The organism is Fibrobacter sp., from assembly GCF_045112255.1.
Taxonomy (GTDB): domain Bacteria; phylum Fibrobacterota; class Fibrobacteria; order Fibrobacterales; family Fibrobacteraceae; genus Fibrobacter.
Window position 1 is genome coordinate 1 of record NZ_JBGUHR010000116.1, and the last position, 24619, is coordinate 24619.

The 24619-nt window shown below is 50.3% G+C and carries 22 protein-coding genes and 3 tRNA genes; 9 read left to right on the forward strand and 16 right to left on the reverse strand.

All coding sequences use genetic code 11. The features are described from left to right. The 4 genes from ACJMM9_RS14465 to ACJMM9_RS14480 all read right to left on the reverse strand — a co-directional run. A partial coding sequence (locus tag ACJMM9_RS14465; protein ID WP_304038784.1) for a GTP-binding protein occupies positions 1–303 on the reverse strand: 303 nt, incomplete at its 3' end. A gap of 23 nt (positions 304–326) precedes the next feature. Then, positions 327–398: transfer RNA gene (locus tag ACJMM9_RS14470), tRNA-Thr, on the reverse strand. A 42-nt stretch (positions 399–440) separates the two neighbouring features. Continuing rightward, a tRNA-Tyr gene (locus tag ACJMM9_RS14475) sits at positions 441–523 on the reverse strand. A gap of 8 nt (positions 524–531) precedes the next feature. Then, positions 532–604, reverse strand: a tRNA-Thr gene (locus tag ACJMM9_RS14480). Positions 605–1031: 427 nt separating this feature from the next. Between ACJMM9_RS14480 and ACJMM9_RS14485 the strand changes: the two genes are divergently transcribed. The 5 genes from ACJMM9_RS14485 (at position 1032) to ahcY (ending at position 7863) form a co-directional block, all read left to right on the forward strand. Continuing rightward, positions 1032–1445: an acyl-CoA thioesterase gene (locus ACJMM9_RS14485; protein WP_405328436.1), complete on the forward strand. Its 414-nt coding sequence runs from the start codon at positions 1032–1034 to the stop codon at positions 1443–1445. Positions 1446–1463: 18 nt separating this feature from the next. Next, complete coding sequence (locus tag ACJMM9_RS14490) at positions 1464–2759, forward strand: replication-associated recombination protein A (protein ID WP_405328439.1); 1296 nt, start codon at positions 1464–1466, stop codon at positions 2757–2759. Positions 2760–2893: 134 nt separating this feature from the next. Further along, a complete protein-coding gene (locus ACJMM9_RS14495) occupies positions 2894–4591 on the forward strand; it encodes a DUF4153 domain-containing protein (protein ID WP_405328441.1) in 1698 nt (565 codons plus the stop codon). Positions 4592–4594: 3 nt separating this feature from the next. After that, the gene (locus ACJMM9_RS14500) at positions 4595–6196 is read left to right on the forward strand and encodes a hypothetical protein (RefSeq protein WP_405328444.1); all 1602 of its coding nucleotides are present in this window, start codon (positions 4595–4597) and stop codon (positions 6194–6196) included. Between the two features lie 206 nt (positions 6197–6402). Then, complete coding sequence (gene ahcY, locus ACJMM9_RS14505) at positions 6403–7863, forward strand: adenosylhomocysteinase (protein WP_405328447.1); 1461 nt, start codon at positions 6403–6405, stop codon at positions 7861–7863. A 137-nt stretch (positions 7864–8000) separates the two neighbouring features. Here ahcY and ACJMM9_RS14510 read toward each other — a convergent pair whose 3' ends face one another. The 10 genes from ACJMM9_RS14510 to ACJMM9_RS14555 form a co-directional block, all read right to left on the reverse strand. After that, on the reverse strand, positions 8001–8183 hold the full coding sequence (locus ACJMM9_RS14510) for a hypothetical protein (protein ID WP_405328448.1): 183 nt from the start codon (positions 8181–8183) through the stop codon (positions 8001–8003). Between the two features lie 44 nt (positions 8184–8227). After that, the gene (locus tag ACJMM9_RS14515; protein WP_405328451.1) at positions 8228–9076 is read right to left on the reverse strand and encodes a hypothetical protein; all 849 of its coding nucleotides are present in this window, start codon (positions 9074–9076) and stop codon (positions 8228–8230) included. 8 nt (positions 9077–9084) lie between these two features. Next, positions 9085–9228, reverse strand: a complete 144-nt coding sequence (locus ACJMM9_RS14520) for a hypothetical protein (RefSeq protein ID WP_015731986.1) — start codon at positions 9226–9228, stop codon at positions 9085–9087. A 21-nt stretch (positions 9229–9249) separates the two neighbouring features. Further along, positions 9250–10587, reverse strand: a complete 1338-nt coding sequence (locus ACJMM9_RS14525) for an ATP-dependent 6-phosphofructokinase (RefSeq protein WP_405328454.1) — start codon at positions 10585–10587, stop codon at positions 9250–9252. Positions 10588–10656: 69 nt separating this feature from the next. Then, positions 10657–12576, reverse strand: a complete 1920-nt coding sequence (locus ACJMM9_RS14530; RefSeq protein ID WP_088641484.1) for a cell wall metabolism sensor histidine kinase WalK — start codon at positions 12574–12576, stop codon at positions 10657–10659. Continuing rightward, positions 12558–13286, reverse strand: coding sequence for a response regulator transcription factor (locus ACJMM9_RS14535; RefSeq protein ID WP_088641483.1), 729 nt, complete (start codon positions 13284–13286; stop codon positions 12558–12560). The genes ACJMM9_RS14530 and ACJMM9_RS14535 overlap by 19 nt, the downstream gene beginning before the upstream one ends. A 45-nt stretch (positions 13287–13331) precedes the next feature. Continuing rightward, positions 13332–14117, reverse strand: coding sequence for a hypothetical protein (locus ACJMM9_RS14540; RefSeq protein WP_405328458.1), 786 nt, complete (start codon positions 14115–14117; stop codon positions 13332–13334). Positions 14118–14223: 106 nt separating this feature from the next. After that, positions 14224–15621 carry a hypothetical protein gene (locus ACJMM9_RS14545; RefSeq protein WP_405328461.1) on the reverse strand — a complete coding sequence of 466 codons (1398 nt, stop codon included), beginning with the start codon at positions 15619–15621 and terminating at the stop codon, positions 14224–14226. Positions 15622–15772: 151 nt separating this feature from the next. Further along, positions 15773–16378 (reverse strand): penicillin-binding protein activator LpoB, encoded by a 606-nt coding sequence (locus ACJMM9_RS14550; RefSeq protein WP_173830681.1) that lies wholly within the window; start codon positions 16376–16378, stop codon positions 15773–15775. 106 nt (positions 16379–16484) lie between these two features. Beyond that, a complete protein-coding gene (locus ACJMM9_RS14555; protein WP_088641479.1) occupies positions 16485–17030 on the reverse strand; it encodes a PEGA domain-containing protein in 546 nt (181 codons plus the stop codon). 145 nt (positions 17031–17175) lie between these two features. Between ACJMM9_RS14555 and ACJMM9_RS14560 the strand changes: the two genes are divergently transcribed. The 3 genes from ACJMM9_RS14560 to ACJMM9_RS14570 all read left to right on the forward strand — a co-directional run bounded on the left by ACJMM9_RS14560 (position 17176) and on the right by ACJMM9_RS14570 (position 20942). Further along, on the forward strand, positions 17176–18930 hold the full coding sequence (locus ACJMM9_RS14560) for a P-loop domain-containing protein (RefSeq protein WP_405328466.1): 1755 nt from the start codon (positions 17176–17178) through the stop codon (positions 18928–18930). Positions 18931–19034: 104 nt separating this feature from the next. Continuing rightward, positions 19035–20423 (forward strand): hypothetical protein, encoded by a 1389-nt coding sequence (locus tag ACJMM9_RS14565; RefSeq protein WP_405328469.1) that lies wholly within the window; start codon positions 19035–19037, stop codon positions 20421–20423. A 147-nt stretch (positions 20424–20570) separates the two neighbouring features. Beyond that, positions 20571–20942: a hypothetical protein gene (locus tag ACJMM9_RS14570; protein ID WP_405328472.1), complete on the forward strand. Its 372-nt coding sequence runs from the start codon at positions 20571–20573 to the stop codon at positions 20940–20942. Between the two features lie 53 nt (positions 20943–20995). Here ACJMM9_RS14570 and murJ read toward each other — a convergent pair whose 3' ends face one another. Next, a complete protein-coding gene (gene murJ / locus ACJMM9_RS14575) occupies positions 20996–22588 on the reverse strand; it encodes a murein biosynthesis integral membrane protein MurJ (protein ID WP_405328474.1) in 1593 nt (530 codons plus the stop codon). Between the two features lie 72 nt (positions 22589–22660). Between murJ and ACJMM9_RS14580 the strand changes: the two genes are divergently transcribed. Beyond that, complete coding sequence (locus ACJMM9_RS14580) at positions 22661–23239, forward strand: hypothetical protein (RefSeq protein ID WP_405328477.1); 579 nt, start codon at positions 22661–22663, stop codon at positions 23237–23239. A gap of 70 nt (positions 23240–23309) precedes the next feature. On the opposite strand, the gene ACJMM9_RS14585 is transcribed toward ACJMM9_RS14580, so the two are convergent. Next, positions 23310–24491, reverse strand: coding sequence for an SGNH/GDSL hydrolase family protein (locus ACJMM9_RS14585; protein ID WP_405328480.1), 1182 nt, complete (start codon positions 24489–24491; stop codon positions 23310–23312). Between the last annotated feature and the right edge of the window lie 128 nt (positions 24492–24619).

Consider the following 24619-nt stretch of genomic DNA (forward strand, 5'->3'; position numbering starts at 1 on the left):
GCCGTCCATCTGAGCAGCACCAGTCACCATGTTCTTCACATAGTCAGCATGCCCCGGGCAGTCGACGTGTGCGTAGTGACGGTTAGCGGTGGTGTATTCGACGTGAGAAGTATTGATCGTGATACCACGAGCCTTTTCTTCCGGAGCGTTGTCGATTTCATCGAAACGCTTTGCAGCGGCGAGACCCTTAGCTGCGAGAGTCGTGCAGATTGCTGCAGTAAGAGTGGTTTTACCGTGGTCAACGTGACCGATGGTGCCGATGTTGCAATGCGGCTTACTTCTGTCAAAATGTTCTTTTGCCATTATTCTATCTCCATTTTAGTGAGAGCCCAGATCGGGAGTCGGACCCGAGACCTCTTCCTTACCAAGGAAGTGCTCTACCACTGAGCTACCTGGGCATAAGCCCTACGATGCCTTAGACACCGTAGGGCTGATTGTCGTGGGCCGTCGTGGTTTCGAACCACGGTAGGCGTAAGCCAACGGATTTACAGTCCGTCCCCTTTAACCACTCGGGCAACGACCCATTATGCAAGCCAAAGATAGGAATCGAACCTACGACCGGCTGATTACAAATCAGCTGCTCTACCAGCTGAGCTACTTTGGCACTCTTTTGTTTCAGTTCACTTGAAGAACTAAAGCGTGGCAAATTTAATAAGATTTACCGTACCTTGTCAACAAGAATTGCGTTTTTTCTTAAAAAAAAATGAATTTTTTCAAAATACACGTAAACAAATTAGAGTAAAGAGTGTTGGTTGACTGTTGATAGATTTTTAAGTGAAAAAATGAGCACTATTTTTAGTAGTTTTTAGTCATTAGTTATTGGTCATTAGTTATATTTTGTCTAGTTATTAGTAGTTAGTCATTAGTTATTAGAAGAGTCTATATCAAAATGCTTTAACAACTATTGACCAACGACCATTGACTATTGACTAACGACTAGCGACCAATGACTAACGACTAGCGATCAATGACCAAATTCTAATTAACTACTTTATACAACCGAACTTATACCCACCCCTATATAATTACACATGGAAAACAACTTTTCTTTCAAGACCCGCATTCAAGTCCGCTACGCAGAAACTGACGCCATGGGCGTCGTGCACCACGCCACCTACCCTATCTGGTTTGAACAGGCCCGCGTAGACTATTTCCGCGCTGTAGGCGCTCCCTACGACGAAGTTGAACGCGAAGGGTTTGCAAGCCCGGTTCTCGAACTCAACGTGCAGTACAAGCGCCCGTGCCGTTTTGGCGACTTTGTCGATGTCGAAACAAAACTCGTCCATGACGGTCGCTGCAAGTACAAATTTCTCTACCAAGTGACCTTGAACGGCGAAATCTGCACGACCGGCTATTCAGTACACGTATTCACGAAAGGCGGAGTCCCGACGCGCGAAAAGCCTGAATGCATCAAGAAAGTCGAAGACAAAATCTTTAGCGACTAATTTTTATATAGTATAACCATGGACGCACCCTTAGCAGAACGCCTACGCCCGCAAAACCTCGACGAGTTTCTTGGGCAGAACAAGATTCTCGGGCAGCAGAGTTTGCTTCGCAAGAGTCTTGAAAACGACTCGATCCCCAGCATGATTTTCTGGGGACCTCCGGGATGCGGAAAGACGAGCCTCGCCCACGTCATCAAGCAGCACACCAAGAAGCGCTTTGTCGCGCTTTCGGCAGTCGCAAGCGGCGTGAAGGAAGTCAAGGAAGTTCTCGCGGATGCCCGCCAGATGAAGCATGCGTTCATGGACACGATACTTTTCATCGACGAAATCCATCGCTTCAACAAGGGGCAACAAGACGCGCTCCTCGGCGCTGTAGAAGACGGCACGGTGACGCTCATCGGCGCAACTACGGAGAATCCGGGTTTCGAGGTGAATGGGGCTTTGCTCAGCCGTTGCCAGCTGATCCTTTTTGCGCCTCTCAGCAAGGAAGACTTGCGCACTTTGATTTTTAGTGCGCTCCGTGACCATCCACGCGGTTTACAGCTCAAGGATGTCGAAGTCGAAGACGCGGTTGTCGATAAACTCATCGCGCAGTCCGAAGGCGATGCACGCTTTTTGCTGAACCAGCTCGAATGGATCGGCAAGAACCTCGGCGACAACAAGATTATCGACGAGAAACTGCTCGAAGAATTCCAGTACAAGAAGCCCCTGCGTTACGATAAGAGCGGCGAAGAGCATTACAACTTGATTTCGGCGTTGCACAAGTCCGTGCGCGGTTCCGACCCGGACGCAGCCCTTTACTGGCTCCACAGAATGTTGCAGGGCGGCGAAGACCCGCGATTCATTTTGCGCCGTCTGATGCGTATGAGCATGGAAGATGTAGGCCTCGCAGACCCGAACGCTCTTTTGCTTGCGACAAGCGCCCGCGAAGCATACGACTTCATGGGAATCCCGGAAGGCTTGATTGCACTCGACGAGCTTGCAATTTACTTGGCGCTTGCGCCCAAGAGCAATAGCGTTGAACTTGCAGGAATGAAGGCAGATTCCATCGTGAAGCAGACGGGCACGCTCCCCGTGCCACGTGCCTACCGCAATTCCGTCACCCGCGTCGGAAAACAGCTCGGCTACGGGAACGGTTACGAGTACGATCACGACAGCCCGGGCGGATATTCTGCACAGGAGCACCTGCCCACGCAACTTGTCGGGACGACGATTTACGAGCCCAAGCCGTACGGACGCGAAAAGGCTCTCGGTGAAAAACTCGCGCAGTTGAAGCAACTGAAAAAGGAGCGCAACGAGCGCGAAGGGAAGTAAGGGAGAAGCCCTCCCGGAACCCCGGAACTTGTCCGGGGCAAGCTCAGTCCGGGATGATAAGAGGCGGGCATGACAAGAATCGCTGAGACTCTTGCGAGAGTCGCGGGCGATACACAAAACTTGGAGGGAAGGAAATGGACTTTACTAAAATCAAGAAATACCCGAGTCAAATCTCAACGGCGTTCAAGCGGTTTCCGCTCGCAGTGACGTTTTCCATTTTTACGACCATCGCATTCATCTACTTTTACGAAAACAGCCATTCGCCAACTCATAGCGAATTAACTTATTGGTTATTCATCTACCCGATCGCGGCCACGATGATTGCCCTCACGATTTCGCTGGTCCAGGAATCCCGAAAAAAATTCAGCGTCATCCCCCATATCATCGCCGAAGCCGTATGGTTAGCCATTTCCATCGCACTAGTCTTTTACCATTTTTCAACCGACAACTATACCGAACACACTTACGTCTTGGCAACATGGTTACTTATCTATACAACCGTTTTCTTGAGCCTGTTCGTCGCCCCATTCTTTAAGCAGAAAGATGAAAACGGATTTTGGATCTTCTTAATGAAGAACGCCAAAGCCGCTGTCAACGCAATCGCCATTTCTGTAGTCCTGATCCTTGCCATTAATTGGCTCCTATTCGGATTCTTCAACCTGTTCGACATCAAAGTCTCAGACAAACCTTATGCCTACTCGGCGATTATCGGTTTATGTACCATATTCCCCATCTTGTTTTTCTCCGGCATACCCTCCATTGACGACTGCCTGCAAGAAACGCCCGAGTTGAACAAATTCCAGACCAGCACGAACAAGTTTTTATTCTTGCCGGTGCTTTCGCTCTACATCATCCTTCTTTATGCCTACATCGCAAAGATCATCATCCAGTGGGAAATGCCCAAAGGAATGGTTTCCTATCTCGTTTCGGCTTCCATGTTGCTCATGCTTCTGCGGGTCACGCTGACGCTCCCCGAGCGGATCAATCCCAAGCCTTCCTTCGAAAAGAAACTCCTGAAAATTCTCCCCGCCGCCTGCATCCCCCTCGTCATCCTGATGTCCGTCGGCATCATGCGCAGAATCTCTGATTATGGAATTTCAGAAGACCGCTATTACATTGCAGCCGTCAACATCTTCTATTACATCATTATCGCCATTTTGCTCATAGACAAAATCAAGTGCAAATCCAGGTACATCGCCATCGTTTTTTGCAGCATGTTCCTCATTCTCACGAACGGCCCCCTGAGCGCCATTAACGTCACGCACCACGTCTGGATGGAGAGCGTCAAGACCGCACTCGCCGAAGAAGGCTATAACAAATTTCCGCTAAACCTCGAAGACTCCAAAGAGTTTATCGGTCAATTAAAGGCCAAGAATACTCCCCAAACGGAAATAATCCTCTCGCGAATAAAATTACTCAAAGTAAACAACAAGGACCTCGCCCAATACATTGACATCGACGACGACATTGGCCTTTATGCTAGCAACAATAAGAGCGAACGCGTTTCCATCCTCAAAGCATATATTCGTGAACCCAAAGACAACTATCTCGACATTCCTCAAAACGTATCCAAAGTCTCTTACTTTTACAAGACCTTCCGTCAAGAGGATTACGAATTCCGCAACGACACACTCTTTTTCCAGCTCAAGCCCCAAAAGCTCGACAAGACTTTCAAGTTTTTTGTAACAAAAGAAATTTTGGAGCAAAAAAGAGTGCAATACCTAGAAACCGAAGGGGCTAAAATCGGAGTTGAAAAATTGGATGTCAATATCATAAAAGACGACAAAAAAGAGAGCTACTTCAACATCCACGGATTCCTTTTCTTGGAGTAAATTATGGTTTTAACAGCAATCAAAAAATACCCGAACCAAATTTCGATGGCGTTCAAGCGGTTTCCGCTCGCATCGGCGATGGCGTTTTTCACGTTTATCGCGCTTGTCACCAACACAGAATTTGCCCGAATCGGCAACAACCATTTCACGCGGCTTTTTTTATGGCTCGCCATCTACCCCATCGCAGCATTGCTTATTGCCCTTGCGACATCGCTCGTTCAGGAATCCCGAAAGAGCAGAAGCTTTCGCCCACAAGCCATCGCGGGCGGCGCATGGTTCTTGCTTTCCATTGCACTTGTTGCATGCTCATCAATTGACGACGATCCCTTTTACTTTGGATGCACCATCACCCTTATTTACTTAATTGCCACCTTTGCAGTTTTTTTCGGACCGTTCTGGAAACAGCCCAACGAAAACGGTTTCTGGAACTTTTTGCAAAAGAACATCAAGTCAGCAATAATCGCCGTTCTCGTCTCGGCCATTTTGCTCGGCGCCCTTGAAGGTTTCGTCTTTGGTTTCGCGGAGCTGTTTGACTCCGACCCCGGCGAAATGATTTACTTTTACATTTTCTATTTCTGCGCCAGCGTTATCGCCCCTATACTTTACTTTTCCGGCGTCCCGTCCATTGACGAATGTCTCGAAGAAAAGCCCGCCCTGAACAAGTTCGCCTCTAGCACCATCCGGTTCCTTTTCATTCCGGTGCTTGCCATCGGCATCCTCCTCTTTTATGCCTACATCGTCAAGTTCATCGTCTTGTGGGACATGCCCGACGAAGGAACCGCATCCGCATTCGTCTCAGGATTTATCATTTATCTACTTGCGCTCATCACCGCCATGCACCCGATGCGACTTTCGACCGAGCAGACCACCGAAAAGAAACTCCTGAAAATCTTCCCCGCCGCCTGCATCCCGCTCATTATCTTGATGTCCATCGACGTCATGCACATATTCATCCAGGAAAGCCTCTCGCCAGAAATCATCTGGGTCATCACCATCAACATTTACTTCTATATCATCATTGCCATCCTGCTGAAAGAAAAAATCCAGCGCAAGTCAAGGTACATCGCCATCGTCTTCTGCGCACTGTTCTTCGTCACTACCATCAGCCCGCTAAACGCACACAACATCGCTGATTTGGCAGGAATGAAAATAATCGAAAACGAGCCAGCCCAACAAAGCAGCACCGTGACAAAGCCGGCCGAAAAAGACACGACCGAGAAATTCGATTCCTTCGAAGCGGACATATCGCATTCTGAAATCATTTCGTTCATCATTCCCGAAGGCGCCAAAGAAGTTGCCATCTTGGACCATTATTTTGACAAAAGCGAATTTGAGTACCGGGGCGACACGATTACCTTCCGAATTACGCTCTCGGAAGATGACGAAAATGATGCGGATTCAAGTGCCGCGAAACCAAGTACGGCAGATTCCGCAAAAACCAAAAGCAACGTTTACAGTTTCTTCACGACAAAGCAGGAACTAAACGATTCGCTCGAATCCATCGCCACAGATCACGCCGCTATCGGAATCAAAGAACTGCATACGAGCCAATGGTCCGAAAAAGGACGCTCGCTCCGCATCAAGGGACTGCTGTTTACAGAGTAAACCTAGTTGTTGGTCATTAGTCAATAGTCATTAGTTGTTGAAACAGTCATCCTCGACCAACGGGAGGGGATCCATACAGCTCGAATCGATTTTTAGCCTTGACCACATTTATGCATATAACTATATTTACGCATAAATAAGAGATACGCGGTTTAAAGCAATTATAAAATGGCTGCAAAAACCGCACTGCAAAAAAAGGATTCTTTATGGAATACAAAATTAAGGATATCAACCTTGCGATTGAAGGCCGCAAGGAACTCGACCTCGCCGAAACTGAAATGCCGGGCCTCATGGCTCTCCGCAAGGAATATGCAGGCAAGAAGCCGCTCGCAGGCGCCCGCATCATGGGTAGCCTCCACATGACGGTGCAGACCGCCATCCTCATCGAAACACTCGTGGACCTCGGCGCAGACGTGCGCTGGGTCTCCTGCAACATTTTCAGTACGCAGGACAACGCCGCAGCCGCCGTCGTGGTTGGCAAGAACGGCAGCATCAGCAACCCGCAGGGTGTGCCTGTTTTCGCCTGGAAGGGTGAATCCTTGGAAGAATACTGGGAAAACACCGCCCGCGCACTCGTTTGGCCGGACGGCAAGACCGCCGACCTCATCGTCGATGACGGTGGCGATGCTACCATGCTCGTGACCTGCGGCGCCGAATTCGAAGACGCCGGCAAGGTGCCTGAATTCAACCCGGAAACCGACAGCGAAGAATGGGGCGTTTTCCTCGCCACCTGCCGCAAGATTTTTGAAAAGGACCCGAAGCAGTGGACCCGCGCCCGCGAAGCATTGAAGGGTGTTTCCGAAGAAACCACTACCGGCGTGCATCGCTTGTACCAGATGGCACAGGCCAAGCGCCTCAAGTTCCCGGCCATCAACGTGAACGATTCCGTGACCAAGTCCAAGTTCGACAACCTCTACGGCTGCCGCCACTCCCTCATCGACGGTATCAACCGCGCCACCGACGTGATGATGGCAGGCAAGATTGCAGTCGTGTGCGGCTACGGCGACGTGGGTAAGGGCTGCGCTCAGTCCCTCCGCGGCCAGGGCGCCCGCGTGATCATCACCGAAATCGACCCGATTTGCGCACTCCAGGCCGTGATGGAAGGCTACGAAGTCAAGACCCTCGACGAAGTGGTTGGCTACGCAGACATCTTCGTGACCACCACCGGTAACACCGGCATCATCTCCGCCGCCCAGATGGAAAAGATGAAGAACCGCGCCATCGTCGGTAACATCGGTCACTTCGACAACGAAATTGACATGGCCGGCCTCAAGAAGATTCCGGGCATCAAGCGCAACGAAATCAAGCCGCAGTACGACGAATGGATTTTCGCCGACGGCCACAGCATCCTCGTGCTCGCCGAAGGCCGCCTCCTCAACCTCGGCTGCGCTACCGGTCACCCGAGCTTCGTGATGAGCGCAAGCTTCACGAACCAGACCATCGCTCAGATTGACCTCTGGCTCAATGCTCAGGGCAAGCAGACTGTCGCTGGCATCAAGTACGAAAGCGGTGTCGTGTACACGCTCCCGAAAATTCTCGACGAAAAGGTCGCACGCCTCCACCTCGAAAAGCTCGGCGTTCACCTCACCCGCCTCACGCAGGCTCAGGCCGACTACATCGGCGTGCCGGTCGAAGGTCCGTACAAGGCTGATCATTATCGTTACTAGTCGAGAGTGGTGTCATGCCGGACTTTTTGTCACCCCGGACTTGTTCCGGGGCGGCATCGCCATTTCAAAGTGCACACGAAATGTGCGGCACTTTATACAAAACGGGACTCCATAAGGAGTCCTATTTTTTATGCTTATTACCTGTTCCACCCGGAATGCCCATCGCCGTAGACGACACCACCACCATCATCATAACCGCCAAGCGACGAAGTGCTTTTCACGCCCAACCAACCGCGCATACGCTTGATACGTGCAGAAGAAGATTGGGTCGGAGCAGCTTTATCTGCCGGAGTTTGTTTTTCGTTTATGGAATCAGCCATGTAAAGAAAGATAGAACTTTTATGGAGAGATAGAACAATAAATTTTATTTCTTCTTCCCAGCTCTTTGCGCCTCAATAGCTTTTTTAATCTGCTCGCTATCTTCCAGGTGCTTTTGAGAAATCTCGTCTTTATGCTTGTAGTAGATTTTTTTCCAGAGTTCTTTTAGATGCCAGCGGGCGCGTTTGTCTTCAAGAATGTAACCTGGACGCACACCTTCGTCAAGTCCCTGCACAATCAGGTCCATCGCATCGTCATAGCGGTCCTGGTCATAGCGCAGGTCAGCAAGGAAATAATAGTTGTAAATATCCTTGCGGTTCTTTTCAAGCGCCATAGTCAAGTACTTGTCGGCAAGCTTCTCGTCCGGCCACGACAGGAGCAACGGTACATAAGGCAATACAAAGTGCGCACGACCAAGAATCTGCCAGTCTTCAGCCGCAGTCGCAACATCGCGAACCTTGCCAGCAACGCCCTCCTTCAGCGAAGAAAGCACATTGCGTTCCGATCCCCACATCGAAAGGGTCGAGGCATAAACGTGCGCGATCTCCTTGTTCTTCGGGAATTTCTCGTAGGCGCTTGCACTTGCCTGCATCAGCGTATCCAAATGGAGCTGGCGCTTCTTCTCATCGAACTGCACAAACCTGAAGCAAAAGTACAGCGTCTTGACATAGCCTTCGGTTGCAGATTCCAAAACAGAGGAATCGCTCATCGCCTTGCGGTAGGCTTCCTTCATGATTTTTGCATTCTTTGCATCGGCCTTGTCGCCGTTTGCGCGCAAAGCTCGTGCCGCATAGCAGGAATCCGCTATACGCAAATCTTCGTTTGCACCTGCAAAACTGATTGCAAGCAAAAGCGAAAACGAAATCGCAAAAACAATGTTGTGCGTAATTCTCATGAATACGCTTAGACTTTCCAGTTCTGGAGCAACTTGTTCACAGTGGCAATGCGAGTCTTTTCTTCATCGGTGCCATGGAATGTTTTGAACAAAAGATTGCGGTATTCCATCAATGCTGTGCGGATAATGACTTTTTCTTCTTTTTTAAGCATGGCGATAAATTGTTTAAAGGATTACTTGCTGCGTTTGCCCTTGCCGGAGAAATAGTCCTGCTGGCGCGTGATTCCGAGAACGGCATGCCACAGGGTCCCGTTGGGGTTGATTTTCTTGCGTTCGCTGACGGCATATTCGATAGGCACGTGCGAGAAGACATTGTTCATGCTGCCAACGACCATGTCCGTCTTACCGGCCATGCCTGCATGCACGGCAGCTTCGGCGAGCTGGAAACAGAAAATGGCGTCAGTGCCCTTGGCAGGGATGCTACGCACCATGTAGCTCGGGTCAAAATACTTGATGTTGATTTCCTTGCCGACTTTGTCGAAATGTTCCTTGATTTTGCGTGCGAGGAATTCACCGATATCGTTCTTCAGGATGTTGCCGCTTGCGTCCCTGCGTTCTTCCTGGTTCTTGAAAAGCTCCTGTCCAGCGCCTTCGGCAACGGCAATCACAGCATGCGTCTTGCCGTTTGCGTAACGACTTTCGAGAGCCTTGAAGAGTCCGTCGAGCGTAAAGGGAACTTCGGGAACAAGGCAGATGTTCACGACGGTCGTTGCAAGCGATGCGTATGCAGCGATAAAGCCGGAGTCACGCCCCATGAGCTTCACAAGGCCAAGGCCATTGTAGGCACCGTTAGCTTCGATGTGTGCGCTTGTAATTACGTCAGTCGCGCTGAGCACAGCGGTTTCAAAACCGAACGTCCTGTCGATCAGGTTCAAGTCGTTGTCGATCGTCTTCGGGATGCCGATAATCGAGATGGGCTGCTTACGCTTCTTGACTTCTTCAGCAATAGCATGTGCGCCACGGAGCGTACCGTCACCACCGATGCAGAACAGCACGTTGATGTTGAGTCGCATGAGCGTATCGACCATCACCGCCGGATCCTGCATTCCGCGAGAGCTTCCAAGAATCGTGCCGCCATCTTCCTGAATGGCATCGACCACATCCGGGTCAAGCACTATAGGAGAGTAGCCGTAACTCGGGTTCAATCCGCGGTAGCCGTACGGGATGCCGAAGATGTTCCTCACACCGTAGTCAAACCAGAGCACCTGTACAAGACCCTTAATGACATTGTTAAGACCAGGACAGAGGCCACCGCAGGTCACGATGCCTGCACGCGTCCAAGCCGGGTCATGGAAAATGGTTTGGCGAGGGCCGGCCGCTTCAAGAGACGGAACCGGAATGCCCTTGGCAAGATATTCAGAGATGAGCTTGACGTCAGTAGTAAGGCTGACCTTGTCATTTTCGGAAACGAAAGGAACACCGTTCATCGGGGACTTTAAAGTGCCCTTACCAACAGTTTCGATAGAAAGATCATAATCCGACGGATTCTTAATGATATCGTCCTGAGTCATACCGCGCCTCTTTGAATTTTTAGGTAGCCGCTACTTGAACGGCACACCTCAAAAATACATAATGAAACCTTAAATGGACAAGCTCGGGAAGTGTATTTTTGTGCGCAGACCGGGATTCGCGTTTTCCAATTCTATGCTCATATTACATAAATTGCACAATTTCTTTACCATCGAAAGGCCAATGCCCGTACCGCTCGTCTGCCTGGTCATTTCATTTTCGACCCTGTAGAATTCCTGGAAGACTTTCTTCATTTCGCTTGGCGGAATGCCCGGACCGTAGTCGCGCACGGCAAGGTACATGTCGGTACCCTTGATGCGCAGTTCCACGTTGATCATCTTGTAGTCCGCATTCTTGGAGAACTTGAGCGAGTTATCGACAAGGTTCATCAAGATCTGCATGATAGCGTCGCGATCGATCATGAGGCTTATGTTGTCGGCATCCGTATCCGAAGAAACCGTAAGCTCGAATCCCTGCTTTTCAACATTCTTGCTGTAAGTCGAAACGAAATCGTCGAGAACCTGCTTTGGCTTGTCCATGCGGAGCTGCACGTTCCAGCGGTTGCCATCGAGCTTCGAGAGGTTCAGCACATTCTGGATGAGCCTGGAAAGGCGGTCCGCCTCGCTGGCGATTTGTCCGTAATACTTCTGCTTCTTCTCTTCGCTTGCGACCCAGGAGTTCTGCAACAGTTCTGCATACATCTTGATTGCCGTGAGCGGAGTCTTGAGTTCATGCGTAATGGCAGAGACAAAGTCCTGGCGCTTTGCGGCAAGCTTCACGCGGCTCTGCGTCACATGGTAAATCGAAATGAGACCAATCGCAAGCACCGCAAGCATCAGAAAACCGATGAACACGACAAATTCACCGCCGGGAGCGCGCTGCGTGGTGTACATCTTGAACGTGATCTCAGAAAGCGGAGCCTGCAACGATTCCGAAAGGAGTTCCGTCGTGATGTTGTTGCGTTCACCGAAAGCGACAAACGGCTTGTTCTTGTGGATAAACGCGAGGACAAGCGGATCCTGCTGATTGCCCTTGGTAACGCCCTTGTACTTTTCAATCTCGTTTTTTACCAAGTTCGTGAGGTAAGCACGGGCATCGACAATAAAGCCCTGGATGAACACATCCGTGCCGCGTCTGACTGTACGATGGAAGATAATGTAGTTCGAGTCAACGATCGCCTGGAAGAAATCAATTTCCGCTTCCATCGAGTGCGTCGTTTCCGTATTGATCAGGCGTACCAGAAGACCGGTCGTGTCAAGCTTAGTCGATTCGACGCCAAAGGCAAAATCGCCTGTTTCAGTAATTTGTTCGACACGCGGCTTATTCACCTTCTTCTTTTTGCGCGAACTTGCAATATCGAGATCCTGTTTGTAAATCTGGTCGATGAGTCTGCTATCGTTCTTGCGAGTCGAATCAGCCTTTTTTTCGGAACTGCTCGAAGTCGCCACGACCGCAGACGAAGAAATAGCCGAAAAACCAGACGTATTGAGGATCAGGCTAATCTTGTTGCGAATGGCAAGGCGCTTGTCCCTATCCATCATAGGGATTCTTTCAAGGACGCCATCCGGGAGAACCGGCGTACTCAAGTTTCCGGCGGGGTCGAGCTGGAAATGCCCGACGAGCCCAACGTAATGGCTCCTCTGCGGAAATTCCGCAAGCTCGGACATCGTGATCTCTTCACCGCCAAACACAGGAACCGACCGGATGAATCGGTAGTCGGCATAAGATCGCCTGTCTTCGATGGCGAGGTCCGCCGTGATGTTCTTGTTCAAATTCTGGAGCACAGAAAACGCGTGTTCCTTGTAGCCAAAGAGCGACGACGTTTGCAGCTGTGCATAGGAATGGCTTAAAAGCATTATTACGGGAATCGCAATAATGATAAAAATCGCCACAAAAATGAGACGATCTTTGGAGGCAAGGATAAGGCTCCGAAGAGCCTTGTACTTGCTAGAGAGGTATGTAGAGAACTTGTTTATACTGTTTTCTCGCATTCTGGTGCCGAGCGCATCTGGTAACCTTCACCGCGGAAAGTGACGAGCAGCTTCGGGTGTGCCGGATCGTCTTCAATCTTCTTGCGGAGCTTGGTGATGTGAATATCAACCGTACGAGTATCCACGGATTCAGCGTTTTCGTAACCCCAGACCTTGCGGAGAAGTTCGGAACGCGGAATGGCATGGTCGCGATTGTTCCAGAGGTATTCAAGAATTTCAATTTCCTTGCGGGTGAACGCAAGTTCTTCCGTACCGCGAACGCCAGTGTATTCGCGGAAGTTCACGCGGAGATTGCCAGCAACAAGCTTGCCTTCGTTTTCCATCGTCTGGCGGCTACGGCGAAGCACGGCTTCGATACGTGCAAGGAGCATCGGCACGGAGAATGGCTTCGGGATGTAGTCGTCGGCGCCGAACTTGAGGCCGTTGATGATATCGTCATCGGAATTCTTTGCAGAAAGGATGATAATCGGGAGGCTCTTGTCCTTTTCGCGAATCTTGTCGCAAACGGTAAACCCGTCCATGCCCGGAAGCATGAGATCCAGGAGTACAAGTCCGTACTGTCCAGAAAGAGCTTCGGCAAGGCCGCTTTCGCCGTCAACAACGTGTTTAACGCGATAACCGTTGAGTTCGCAGAGATCTACGAGACCTTCGGCAATGGCAATTTCATCTTCGATGATGAGGATGTTTGTGCTGCTTGTATTTTGAGTCATTCTTGAATACCTACTCTCTTCTAACCAACTTTTTTATCTACAAAATTAAAGGGCAAAACCGCCACCGATTTCGAATGCAAAGTGACCAGCATCGATATCGTTATCGTATTCACCGCCGAGATAGCACTTCACGTTTGCATAGACAGAAAGCGGAATGAGAGGCGGCTTCACGCGCACACCGGCAAGCAGGTGGATGCCGACGCTCTTCTTGAGGCCTTCGTCCTTTGCGTAATCGACAACCTTCTTGGCAAGTTCCTTACCCATGTTTTCCTGGTCCGGATTCACGACCTGAAGATCGCCAGCGCTGCCATAAGCGTCGTCAAAAACTTTTTCCACAAAATCCTTGTTCAAGACGAACGTGTTCCAGTGGAAAGTAAGACCACCACCAACGTACGGATGGATCGGGATAAGCGGAAGGTCGAACGGATATGCTGCAGAAAGGTCAGCATTCATAGCGATGTACTTCGGAGTAGCCTTGGCAAACGGAGTACCGCCAAGTTCGATCTGCATCGGGATTTCCTTGTAATCGCTCAGCGGATCCAGAGGATTCTTGGCCCAGAGAGAGGCATTGTAAGAAGCAAACTGGATATTGAAGGTCGCTTCGATATCAATGAACGGGAGAACGTCAACCCATGCTTTAAAACCGAAACCCTGAAGACCTGTGAAGTCACCATGGCTGAACTTGAGATTTTCATTGCCCTTAATTGCCGTCTTTTCAACTTTCTTGAGGGATGTTCCAGACATCGGGGCATAGTGGCCGCCAATGCCGGCAATGGCGAATGACTGGGTGGCAAGCAAGGCTGCCGCTGCAAAGATGATTTTAAAATTCATGGACTTATTGCTCCTAGAAATGTTTTGACTTGAAACTAAATAATTATTTAGCAAAATGGAGTTTACATTTCAGAAAATGGTGCTTTTTTGCCTGTTTATGACCAAATTATTTAACCGCAGGCACAAAGATGAACTTCTTTTCGCCTTTTTTTACGGGGACGCTGCCAAAATTAAAGACCTTGACCGTACCAGCATCGCCTTCCGCCGTAACCGTCACTTCGTGCGAACCAGCTTCCACGGGGATTCTCGTCATCTGAAAGGAATTCGGCAAGAAGAGCGCAATGCGGAGATCCGCCTTTTCAAGCTGGCTCTGGGCGACATCTGTACCAATGCTTGTAAAGAAGTTAATTAGGGCATTATCCGTCTTCATGGCCTTCTTGGCGGCCTGGGCTGCGATAGTGCGGAGAACAACGCGGATGGCAGTGCGCGTCATGGTTGCGGCAAAATCATCCTTGAGGTTCATTTCGAGTTCCTTGTCCAGCGCCATCACTTTCTCAGGCCGGATTCCAGACCGATCGTCCACGGTGACATTAAAATGATTCACCTTGCTCCTGAAAGAATGCGCCTCAGGGAGAGACATGCTGATGTGGAACGTCTGACCATTGCCCGCACCAGCGACAGGCGGAGCGCCTAAGGTAACACTTTCCAGCTTGCCGGTCTTCCCGTCCTTGTACGTAAGGTTTAAAACTCCCCCGCTAACATAAGTACCGGACATGTAAAGTTCATTAAGAATGGGGCCATGCCCCGCATAACCCACAACAATGATTTCCTGCCCGAGATCGCGAGCAGCAGTCGCTTTAGGTGTTTCAGTAATGTCGTCAAGCTTGAGCGTCCTGATATCGTCTTCACGGTCTGAGCGCCTCAGGCTTTCAATGATAAACTCACGTGCTTCCTTCGGGAGGTTCAGTATGTTTTCGTTATAAGCCTTGACGGTCTTGTAATAAGCGATAGCCGCTTCATCCGGTTCGCCCGCCATTTCATAGACGATTGCCGTCAGGTAACGCAAAAATCCATTATCGTTCGTCTTGTCCTTATCTTTTTGGTAAAGTCCCAACATTGCTTTCTGTGCACGGTTCACTTCGACCATCGCCCCGTCAATATCCTTCTGGGCAAGGAAATTCATAATCTGCATTTCGTAAAGCACAAGCAACTCGAAAGGACGCGCCCTGTACGGGCGGACATTGTCGTTGGTGACGATGGCTGCCGCCTCATTCGAGATGGAACGGGTGTAAAGGTCATCGTAAACCTTTTCTGCCTTGGCAAAATTCAAAGAGCTTTCTTTATAGTTTCCGTTATAATGCTGCAGGACGCCTAAATCAAAGTAATAGAGAAATTCAGTGTTGTCGCCGTAAAGATCATCGCGCTGCTTCTGGAGTTCGGCAATCGCAGATTCACAGCCATTATGTTCAAATACCGGAGCAAGCGCTTCGTAACGGGTGATAGACTTATTCGCACACGCCGTAAAAAAAACTGTTGCAGCAAGTAGTAAAATAAATCGTTTCATATAGATAAATGTATATAAAAAATGCCCGCAGAAGCGAGCTTGGATAATTCGGAATTGGGAGTTCGGAATGAGGAATTGAAATAATCGCGGCGAAGCCGCCAAACTAAATAATTCCTACTTCATACTTCCTAATTCCGAATTGCACGAAGGACTAGAACTTCACGCTGCTCTTGGACATGAACTTCTTGATCTTCTTGTCGCCGATCCAAAGCTTGCGATGGCTCTGGATGTCCGTAAGTTCCATATCGACCTGGTAGTAAACCACCTGTTCGCCCCCTTCCTGGTCGATGATGGAGTTGATGGTGCCGGTGAGCATCAGGTCTGCACCGATTTCCATGCCAGCATCTTTCATGGTTTCTTCGGTGACATTACCCTGCTGGTCCGCAAGCTCATCGCGGAGGTCCGCACGTTCGTTGGAGTTCGCTACGAATTCAGCCTTGCCAGAATTGATAAGGGCGCGTTCGATATCCTTGATGAAAGTTTCAACACGGATATGTTCATGGCTCTTATTGCGGACCTTGCCAATAACTATGGTCGGAACGGAGCCTTTCTGTGCAGCAAACTGGCTGTACCAAGGACGGCCGAGGCAGTCGTTGATCATTTCGTCGGCGACCAGTCGGGAATCCGTATCATTCCAGCTACCGGAGAGATCAGTTACAGAATTAACATCGAGACGGGTGACTTTTTTGCCACCATCGGCGCAGCCGGAAAGGAAAGCAAGGCTTGCGCAAAGGGCTAAAATCCAAATTTTTGACATTTTTTTTCTCCTAGATTGGAAATGTTATGTTATAAACATACAAAAAAAACATAAAAAAAACTCCCCTTTGGGGGAGTTCTTTGAAATTTTTGATGAAAAACCGCTATTAGCGTTTTTTCTTCTTTTTGCCGACAGTTGCATCGAGATGAACTTCGGTCGTCTCTTCGCCCTTGACCTTCACGAGTTCTTCGGCGCTCTTGCGGTTGCTGCATTCAGCGCGGATCACGTGGTCGCCAGCGTCGAGGCTGCGGATGACGAGTTCGGCACCGTCGGTCTTATCAGCGAGATCGCCGTCAACGTAGATGCGGCAGCGCGGCGGATTCGTGGTCACCTTGACGCTACCCTTCGGAATCTTGGTGCTGAAGTCGAAGTTGTTGCGGCTGTCCTTGCCCGGCCAGATATTCACACGCTGATTCACGAGTTCAAAGCCCTGGTCGATGACGACGAGCGTCTGGCGGCCAGACTTGACTTCCTTATCCTTGATCGGGCTCTTGCCGAGAGGTTCACCGCCGAGGAACACGTCACTGTTAGGCGGTTCAGTAATGATGTTGACCGTTGCGGACTTGCCACGCGGAGGTGGATCATCATCGTCAGCGACGGCGGTCGTGAAGAGGAATGCCATCATCAAGGCAAAAATAAAAAGCTTTTTCATGGGTTGTACTCCTGATTTTGCTTGTAAAAAAAGTTAGTTCACACCTAGAATTTAATTCTTTTTTTACAGGACAAATGTTAAAGTGCCGTAAAATGTGCGTAAATATTCAGTCTATAATCGGTCGATATTAACTAACTTTATGATTATGAAAGCTCTTTACCAAAAAATTCGCAGTTTACAAGGGAAAAATTACGGCCTCTATAAATCTTTGGCAGACCGCTCATGGGATTTTGGAGACTTTGTGCTGGAATTCCTGCACGTGCAGGGGGACCCGTATGCACCGGCATCTCGCGTGATGATCAAGGCGAGCCTGCTTATGCTTGGATTCCCGAGCGAATGGGGCGGCTCGTTTGAACGACGCCTGGCACTGAGCGATTATCTTTACCGCAGGCTTTCATCACTTGTGCGCGAGAAGTACCCCGACAGGGATGCGGCGGTCGTTTTTGATACCGCTGGACCTGAAATGCTAGTGCGAAACGCGCTCTGGGTCGATAACGGCGAGTTGCGCGCTTGTCTGCAGGTGCGCTTGCCGGGCGACGGCCGCAAGATTCAGGCGGAGGCCGCTGCCGAGATTTTGACGATGGTACTCCCGGACCTGGTTTCGGCTGCGCTCTATAATTCGGGCGAATCGAAAAAGGACGGCGTGGAGCCAGAACTTATCGAGCATTACCGTGTGCTTGCCGAGCGCAAGGAAATCTTGTCGCAGCTCGAGGAACGTGGACTTTGTGCATTTGTGCCGGATGGCGCCGTGCTCCCCCGTGCATCGGGACTCAGCGAACTCCCGATGGAAGGAGCTGTACCGTTTGTGGCGCCAAAGGAAATGGCGGTGACGCTTGTCGCAAACGGTCGCGAAATCCGCGGTATGGGCATCCCGAAAGGCATTACCGTAATCTCAGGCGGGGCGTTCCACGGAAAGTCAACTTTGTTACAAGCGCTCACGAAAGCGGTTTACCCGCATATCCCAGGAGACGGCCGCGAGGGGATAGTCGTGAGCGAATCGGCGGTGCGCGTAGGTGTCGAAGACGGCCGCAGTGTGCGCGGCACGGACCTTTCGCAGTTTGTGCGTGACCTGCCAGGTGGAATCTCAACAAAGAACTTTACGACTGCCTGTGCTTCGGGCTCGACGAGCGAGGCCGCGAACTTGATGGAAGCGATGGAAGCGGGGAGCGATGTGTTCCTGATTGACGAAGACTCGTCTGCAGTGAACTTCCTCATTCGCGATGTGCGTGTGCGCAAGCTCTTAGGCGATGACCGCGAACCGCTTATCCCATTGACGGACCGCATCCGTGAAATCAAGGGGCGCAGCTTTATTCTGGTGGCAGGCGCCTGCGGAGACTTTTTGGACCTGGCAGACAACATCATCGTGATGGCGTCGTACAAAGCAGAATGCGCAAGAATCAATGGAAAGAACGTGGCGGCGGGACTTTCTGATGCTGGAAATGGCGCCGGTGATGTCGCAAAAGTCGTGCCGGGATTGCCTACATTTGTAGAACCGCAGTGCCGCGACTTTGCCGAATACGTGAAGCCGTTGCTCCCGTCACTGCGCCCTGCGTCTGCCGTGGAACGCCAGGTGAAAGTGAAAATCTCGGGTGATACGTTATTGCAAATCGGCTTCCTCGTTTCAGATACGTCCAAAGCGGGTGCGCTTGTGGATAAGCAACAGCGCTTTGGTGCAGGCTTTATGCTGTTGAACCTCTGCCAGAATGCTGCAAGCAATAACGATGCAAATGACGAATCTGCAAAATCCGCGACAATCATGGAACGCATCAATGCGCTCTGTGAAAAAATCAAGAATGTCGGGTTCCGCAACTTGCCGCAAGGCTTGAGTCGTGAAATGAGCCTCCCGCGCCCTATCGACATTGCATGTGTGCTCTATCGCTTGCGCGATAACGGAAGATAAATGTCCACACCTCTTGTTTTTTTTCAATTCTGTTTACGCCACAATTGTTTATTTTCTGAAAAGCAATCCCTTATATAAATAGGATTAACTTTTTGGGGCGAGAAATGAAAAATACAAGAGTTTTGCGGGTGCTTGGCAGCATTGCACTGGGTTATGCATTTTGCGGCAGTGCTTTTGCAATTACGGCAAACCCGAACATGAGTCTGGGCAAGAACCTCTATGTGGCGGGCGCTGTCAATTCCAACTGGAAACCTGAAGTCTATACCGACGGAAAGCTTGACTTTAACCAGGTTGCATCGGTGTCGGATTTTGCGTTGAACGTGGGCGAAGGCCCGACGAAGTTGTTCATCACGTGGGAGACTCGTGGCGACGAATCTTGGGCAAGCGAAGAATTTGTGCATGCAGCAAGCTGCCAGCATTCCTTTGCCGAAGGCGCGACTTTAAAAAACTTCAAGGTGATGACGTCTGCAAACACGACGAACGGCGTGGATGGCGACTGGGAGACAGTTGCCGAAGTGGGCGAAAGCGGGGTTACATCCCGCGGGCTTGCGATTGATTTTGCAGGTAAGTTCTGGTTCCGCATCGTAGCGGAATCTCCGGTGAAAAATCTCGAGGAAGTCGGTGCGTACGACATCAGCAATGGCGGAGACGATACGTGGTTCTTCATGGGCACGAGCATCAGCCAGATGGGCATGAAGCAGTTCACCGTCGATTCGAATTTTGCGCAGTTGATTCACGCGCGTTTCTCGGATTACTATCCGGCGATGCTTCGCGGTGGCATTGGCTGCGTCACAAGCCAGGGCGTTGTCGATGCGCTCAAGTATTATGCGGAATACGCAGGGAACGTGAAATTCTGGGCGATTGAAATGGGAACAAACGATGCCTGGGGCGGCAGCAATGCGAATGTCGAAACATTCACGAAGAACTTGCAGACGATTATCGATACGGCAAAAGCGCATGGCGTGACTCCGATTATCGCCCGCATGATTGCAACAAATCCCGAAATTGCAAAGTGGCAGGTGCATCAGGATTATCTCGACGCCATCGACAAACTCACATTAGATAACGAACTCCCGAAAGGCCCTGATTTCTACAGCTACTTTTTGGAACATCCCGAAGAACTTTCTACAAGCGATGGTGTGCACCCGGCAGAGCCTAAAGGCGGGCAATCAATGCACCGCTTGTGGGCAGAGGCGGTGGCGCCTTTGTACAAGGATGACCCGTGCGCCGGGAGACCGGATGTCATTGGCTGCGGAGGCACCCCACTTCTGAAAACGCGCCATGTGAATTTTGCAATGCCGCGTGTGAGCGTGAACGGGCGTGATATTTCAATTTCCGGATTGCACGAGAATGACCGCGTGACCATCATGGATGCGATGGGTCACGTTGTGTGGAATGGTTCGGCTGGAATTCCAAAAATACCCGCCGGGAATTACTTCGTGAATGTTCGCGGTGCAAATAGCAATTACTCAGCGAAAATTTCGATAAAATAGAAAGTTCTGTTAATTACGAGAGTCCGGCGAAAATCTGCCGGATTTTTTTGTTGCGTTTTATCCTTATTTTTTGCTAGATTATCACAAAATTTTATTGTGCTATTGTCAAAATAAAGTTGAAAACTTTATATTACAAATATGAGTTTAATGAGAGCCATCATATGTGTACTGCTGACGCTCAGCCTTGTGGGCTGCGCCGTTAGCAAGAATCCAAACCCCATGATTCGTTATGCGGCGAATACGGGTGCTACATTGGCAGGGCCAGGCTTTGCTGCGGTATGCATTGCAGGCTCGATCGATAACGAAGACCATACCGACAAGGATGCTGAACAGTTGGGGCTGATTGGACTTGCGGCGGCTGCCGGAGGGTTTGTCATTGGAGCTGTTATCGGAGGAACGGTTGGCTTTTTCAAGTGGATGGCCAACGGCTTTGAAGACGACGATATGGCAAGAGCAGAACCCTTGCCGGAAGAAATTCTACCGCCGGTGAAAAGTAATACGTACGGTGATAAGTTGTAGTACGATGTCATTCCCGTCCCGGAACAAGTCCGGGATGACAATCGGGAATCTCCTTAATGAGCCAAATGCAGTTTGCGGAGGACCTTTCCTAAGAGTTCGTTCAAGATGTCCTTGGCGTCTTTACTGCCGAGGTAGCGCTGGACAATGAGCGTGAGCGTAAAGAGCGCAATCCCTGCGGCGCAAGCGTAAACGACGAGCGTAACGAAACCTGTATTACGGACAAAATCACCTGAAATGTGGTCAAGACCGATGGCGGCTGCAATCATGATGCCAAATGCCACGAGTGCGCGAGCCATGTTGAGGAGTGCATCCTTCATGCCGTCGGTGCCGTTCTTTTTAGCCCACATGAAAATCATCGAAACAACTTGCAGTATGGCGCCTGTAGCGCCAATAATCGGGACGCTCTTAATGCCAAGCCCCACTTCGGGAGCGCCAAGCAAAATGTAGGCCGGGATGGTCGCCGCGAAAATGCCGGTATTCAAAAGCGTCGGAACCCACATGCGTTCGCAAGCGTAAAAGCTGCGGACGAGAACGGCTTGCAAGCAAAGCCCAAGGCTTACGGGCAAGTACCAGCGGAGAATTTCAGAAATCGCTTCGGTCGTTTCGCGATGGAATGCGCCTCGTTCAAAGAGAATGCGCACCGCCGGGAAGCTCAAAGCCCACACAGCGACGACTGCCGGAATCAAGATGCAGAACATGCGCGAGAGGCTCTTCCAGATTTTGCGGTTGAGTTGCGGAAAGTCGCCTTCCTTGACGAGACGCGCCATGTCGGGGTAGCTCGTGACCGAGACCGAGAATCCAAAGACGGCAACGAGCGTGTACATGACGCGGTAAGCGTAGTTGAGGCTCGAAATGCCGCTCGTGCCAAAGTTTGCACCAAAGCTACGGATGATAAATTCAAGGCCGAACATGGAACCCACGCCAAGCGACATCGGGAGCATCATCTTGAAATAGCGGATAATGTCCGGGTGCTTGGGTTCGCAAATCAATTCGTAATGGACGCCGCCGCGCTTGGCGCCAAAAATCTGGAGGGCAAAAAATCCGATGAATGCGCCGACCGGAACACCCCAGGCAAATCCGGCGAGACCGTAATCATTGCCGGTATATTTTGTAAGCGCAAGGCCTGCGGCACCGCCGCCCACAATCGCAATGTTGTAGATAAGGCCCGTGAGGGAGGGAATCAGGAACTGCTTGCGAGTATGCTGGACAGCAACGAGAATGCTACCGACGAAGATGAAGACCTGCCCCGGCAGGATAATGCGGCCATAGTAAGTAGCGCGTTCCAGAAGTTCCGGGGTCACGCCATCGACGGTCAACAGCGCGATGAGTTCCTTCATCCATATAAATGCAGGAATCACGAGAATCAGGAGTACAAGCCCAAACGTGTTAAGCACGTTGCTGAAGAACTTCCAGCCGCCACGCTCGTCACCAGCGACTTTATAGCCCGTAAAAATCGGGATAAATATGATGGAGAGGAATCCTGTGCTCACGACGTGATTCAGAATGTCCGGAATCATGAACGCAAGATCAAGGGCGTTTTTTTCGAGCGACACGCCGGCGGCGTGGGCAAGAAGCATTTCACGGAAAATCCCGAGAACACGGCTCAGGAGCATCGAAACGGCAACAATAATAGCGGCTTTATTCATGTCGGTTGTAAAATATAGAATGGTTAAATGTTATTTGCACTTGTCGCGTAAACTTTTTGTATATTTCATATCATGAAAAAGATATTAGTACTCATCACCTTCCTCGCTCTTGCAGCATTCGCTCAGAGCAACACCGCAGAACCGGAGAGAACTCTCCAGCGTCCAGTCTATAGTTTCCAAACAGTCGCATTCGGCTTTGGCTTTTGGAGCAACTATGAAGACGAAGTGAAAAATCCGAAAAAGGATTACGTAACAGCATTCCCACTCATCCGTTACGGTCACATCTGGGAAATGACAACGCACGGCGCAATTACGGCCATCAGCACATGGAACTTCGAATTCGGCAAGACCTGGGAAGTTCATGGCAACATGCTTGTAGGCGGTCGCTACTCCTTCCTTGATGAAATCGTTTCTCCGTTCATCGGCGCTGGCCTCGGTCTCGGTATGCAGCTCGACTCCCATTTTGAGAAATGGAACTTCGGTGAACGCTGGGCACTTGGTATGAGCCTCGGTGGTGAAGTGGGCGCTTCCATTTTCCACAACTCGGCGATTCAGCTTGAAGTCGGCTTTGGCTTCGACGTTATCGCATCCAAGGTGGACTTTGGCAAGAGCTACAAGAGCTGGAACCTGTTCTTCGGGATCAACTACTAATTTAGACGCAAAGTGCGCGAATGCGCACGAGTGTTAAGATATTGCGCGGCATCATGTCCGCGCGATTTTTTTATTTCAGCAAATTTTCTGGAACGCATTCGGCCATCGCTTCGTACGCCTTGGCGCTCGGATGCAAATGGTCGCCCGAGTCGAAGTTGTTGGCGAAACGCTTGGGATCGTCATGACCGCGAACCGCCTTATCAAAATCGACACAGCCATCGAAATCAGGTGCAGTGCGGAGCCATTCATTGAAAGCCGTGCGGATGATGTCGCGGTTCTCGTTGTAGGTGCGCCAGCCGTAAATCGGAAGAAGCGTACCGCTGTAAATTTTGAGGCCGATCTTGCGCGCATGCGTGATGTAAAGCGACCGCACACCGTTGATGAGGTCATCGGCAGTAGGCATGTCACTCCACGGACGGAACTTGTTGACTTCGACACCAACAGGATGAATAATGTCGTTAATGCCGTGTTGCACAATGACGCTACGGGCACCCGCGACGTTCATTTCAATCGGGAAACGCGTTGCCCCCTTGAGGCCGTAAGCGGCGTAAGTGATGCAGCTGTATTCGCGAAGGATACGGGTGCCGCTCACCGCACGACGGATGATGGAAACGTTATTGAAACCGTCACGAGCGCAACGTAGCGTGAGATAATCGGGCCAGTCCTGCGCCGTGATGGAATCGCCGAAGCAGACGAGTGCGAAGTTCTTTTCCTCAGTGAAGATGTCAATCGTATTGAGGAAGTAGATCCAGTTCGTTTTGCGCGTAAGGTCGTCGGGTAGTACCGCAGACTTTGCAAAATTGCCATAGCTGTACTTGCCGCCAGAAAGCGGACCCGTAATTGCCGTACCGGCGTTCATTTGTGTAAAATCCGCAAAATAGAGGCTGACATCGAACATTTCGCCTGCAACAATGTCGAACGGAATTTCATCGCTCAAGATTTCTTCGCCGGCGGGAATAGTTGCAGAAGACGCTCCGCCGAAAGTAATTGCGATTGGCGCGTAGGCAGCATTTGTGGATTGCGCGGTGGGTTGCACCGAGGATTGCGCAGACTTTGCGACGTACGCTTCGCTAATTTGTACAGACTCCGTCCCCGTGAGGTTTGAAAAATGGAACCGCAGCTTGCACCCTGAAAAACAAGCGCGGATAGGATAGCGGAGAGTCAAGTCTTTTGCGTAAGTCGCTTCTTTGCGGTCGGTGATGGAAGTGGCGTTGCCCCAGCAGGCGACCCATTTTGAAAATTTTTCTGGCATATCCCAAATTATAGTAAATAACGCTGAACGAAATTTATTATAAAAAAGTGACCCACCGGCGTTGAACTGAACCCAAAAAGTTGGACAGTTTAAAGTTAGGATAAAACAGTGTTATGAGTTCGGTATTG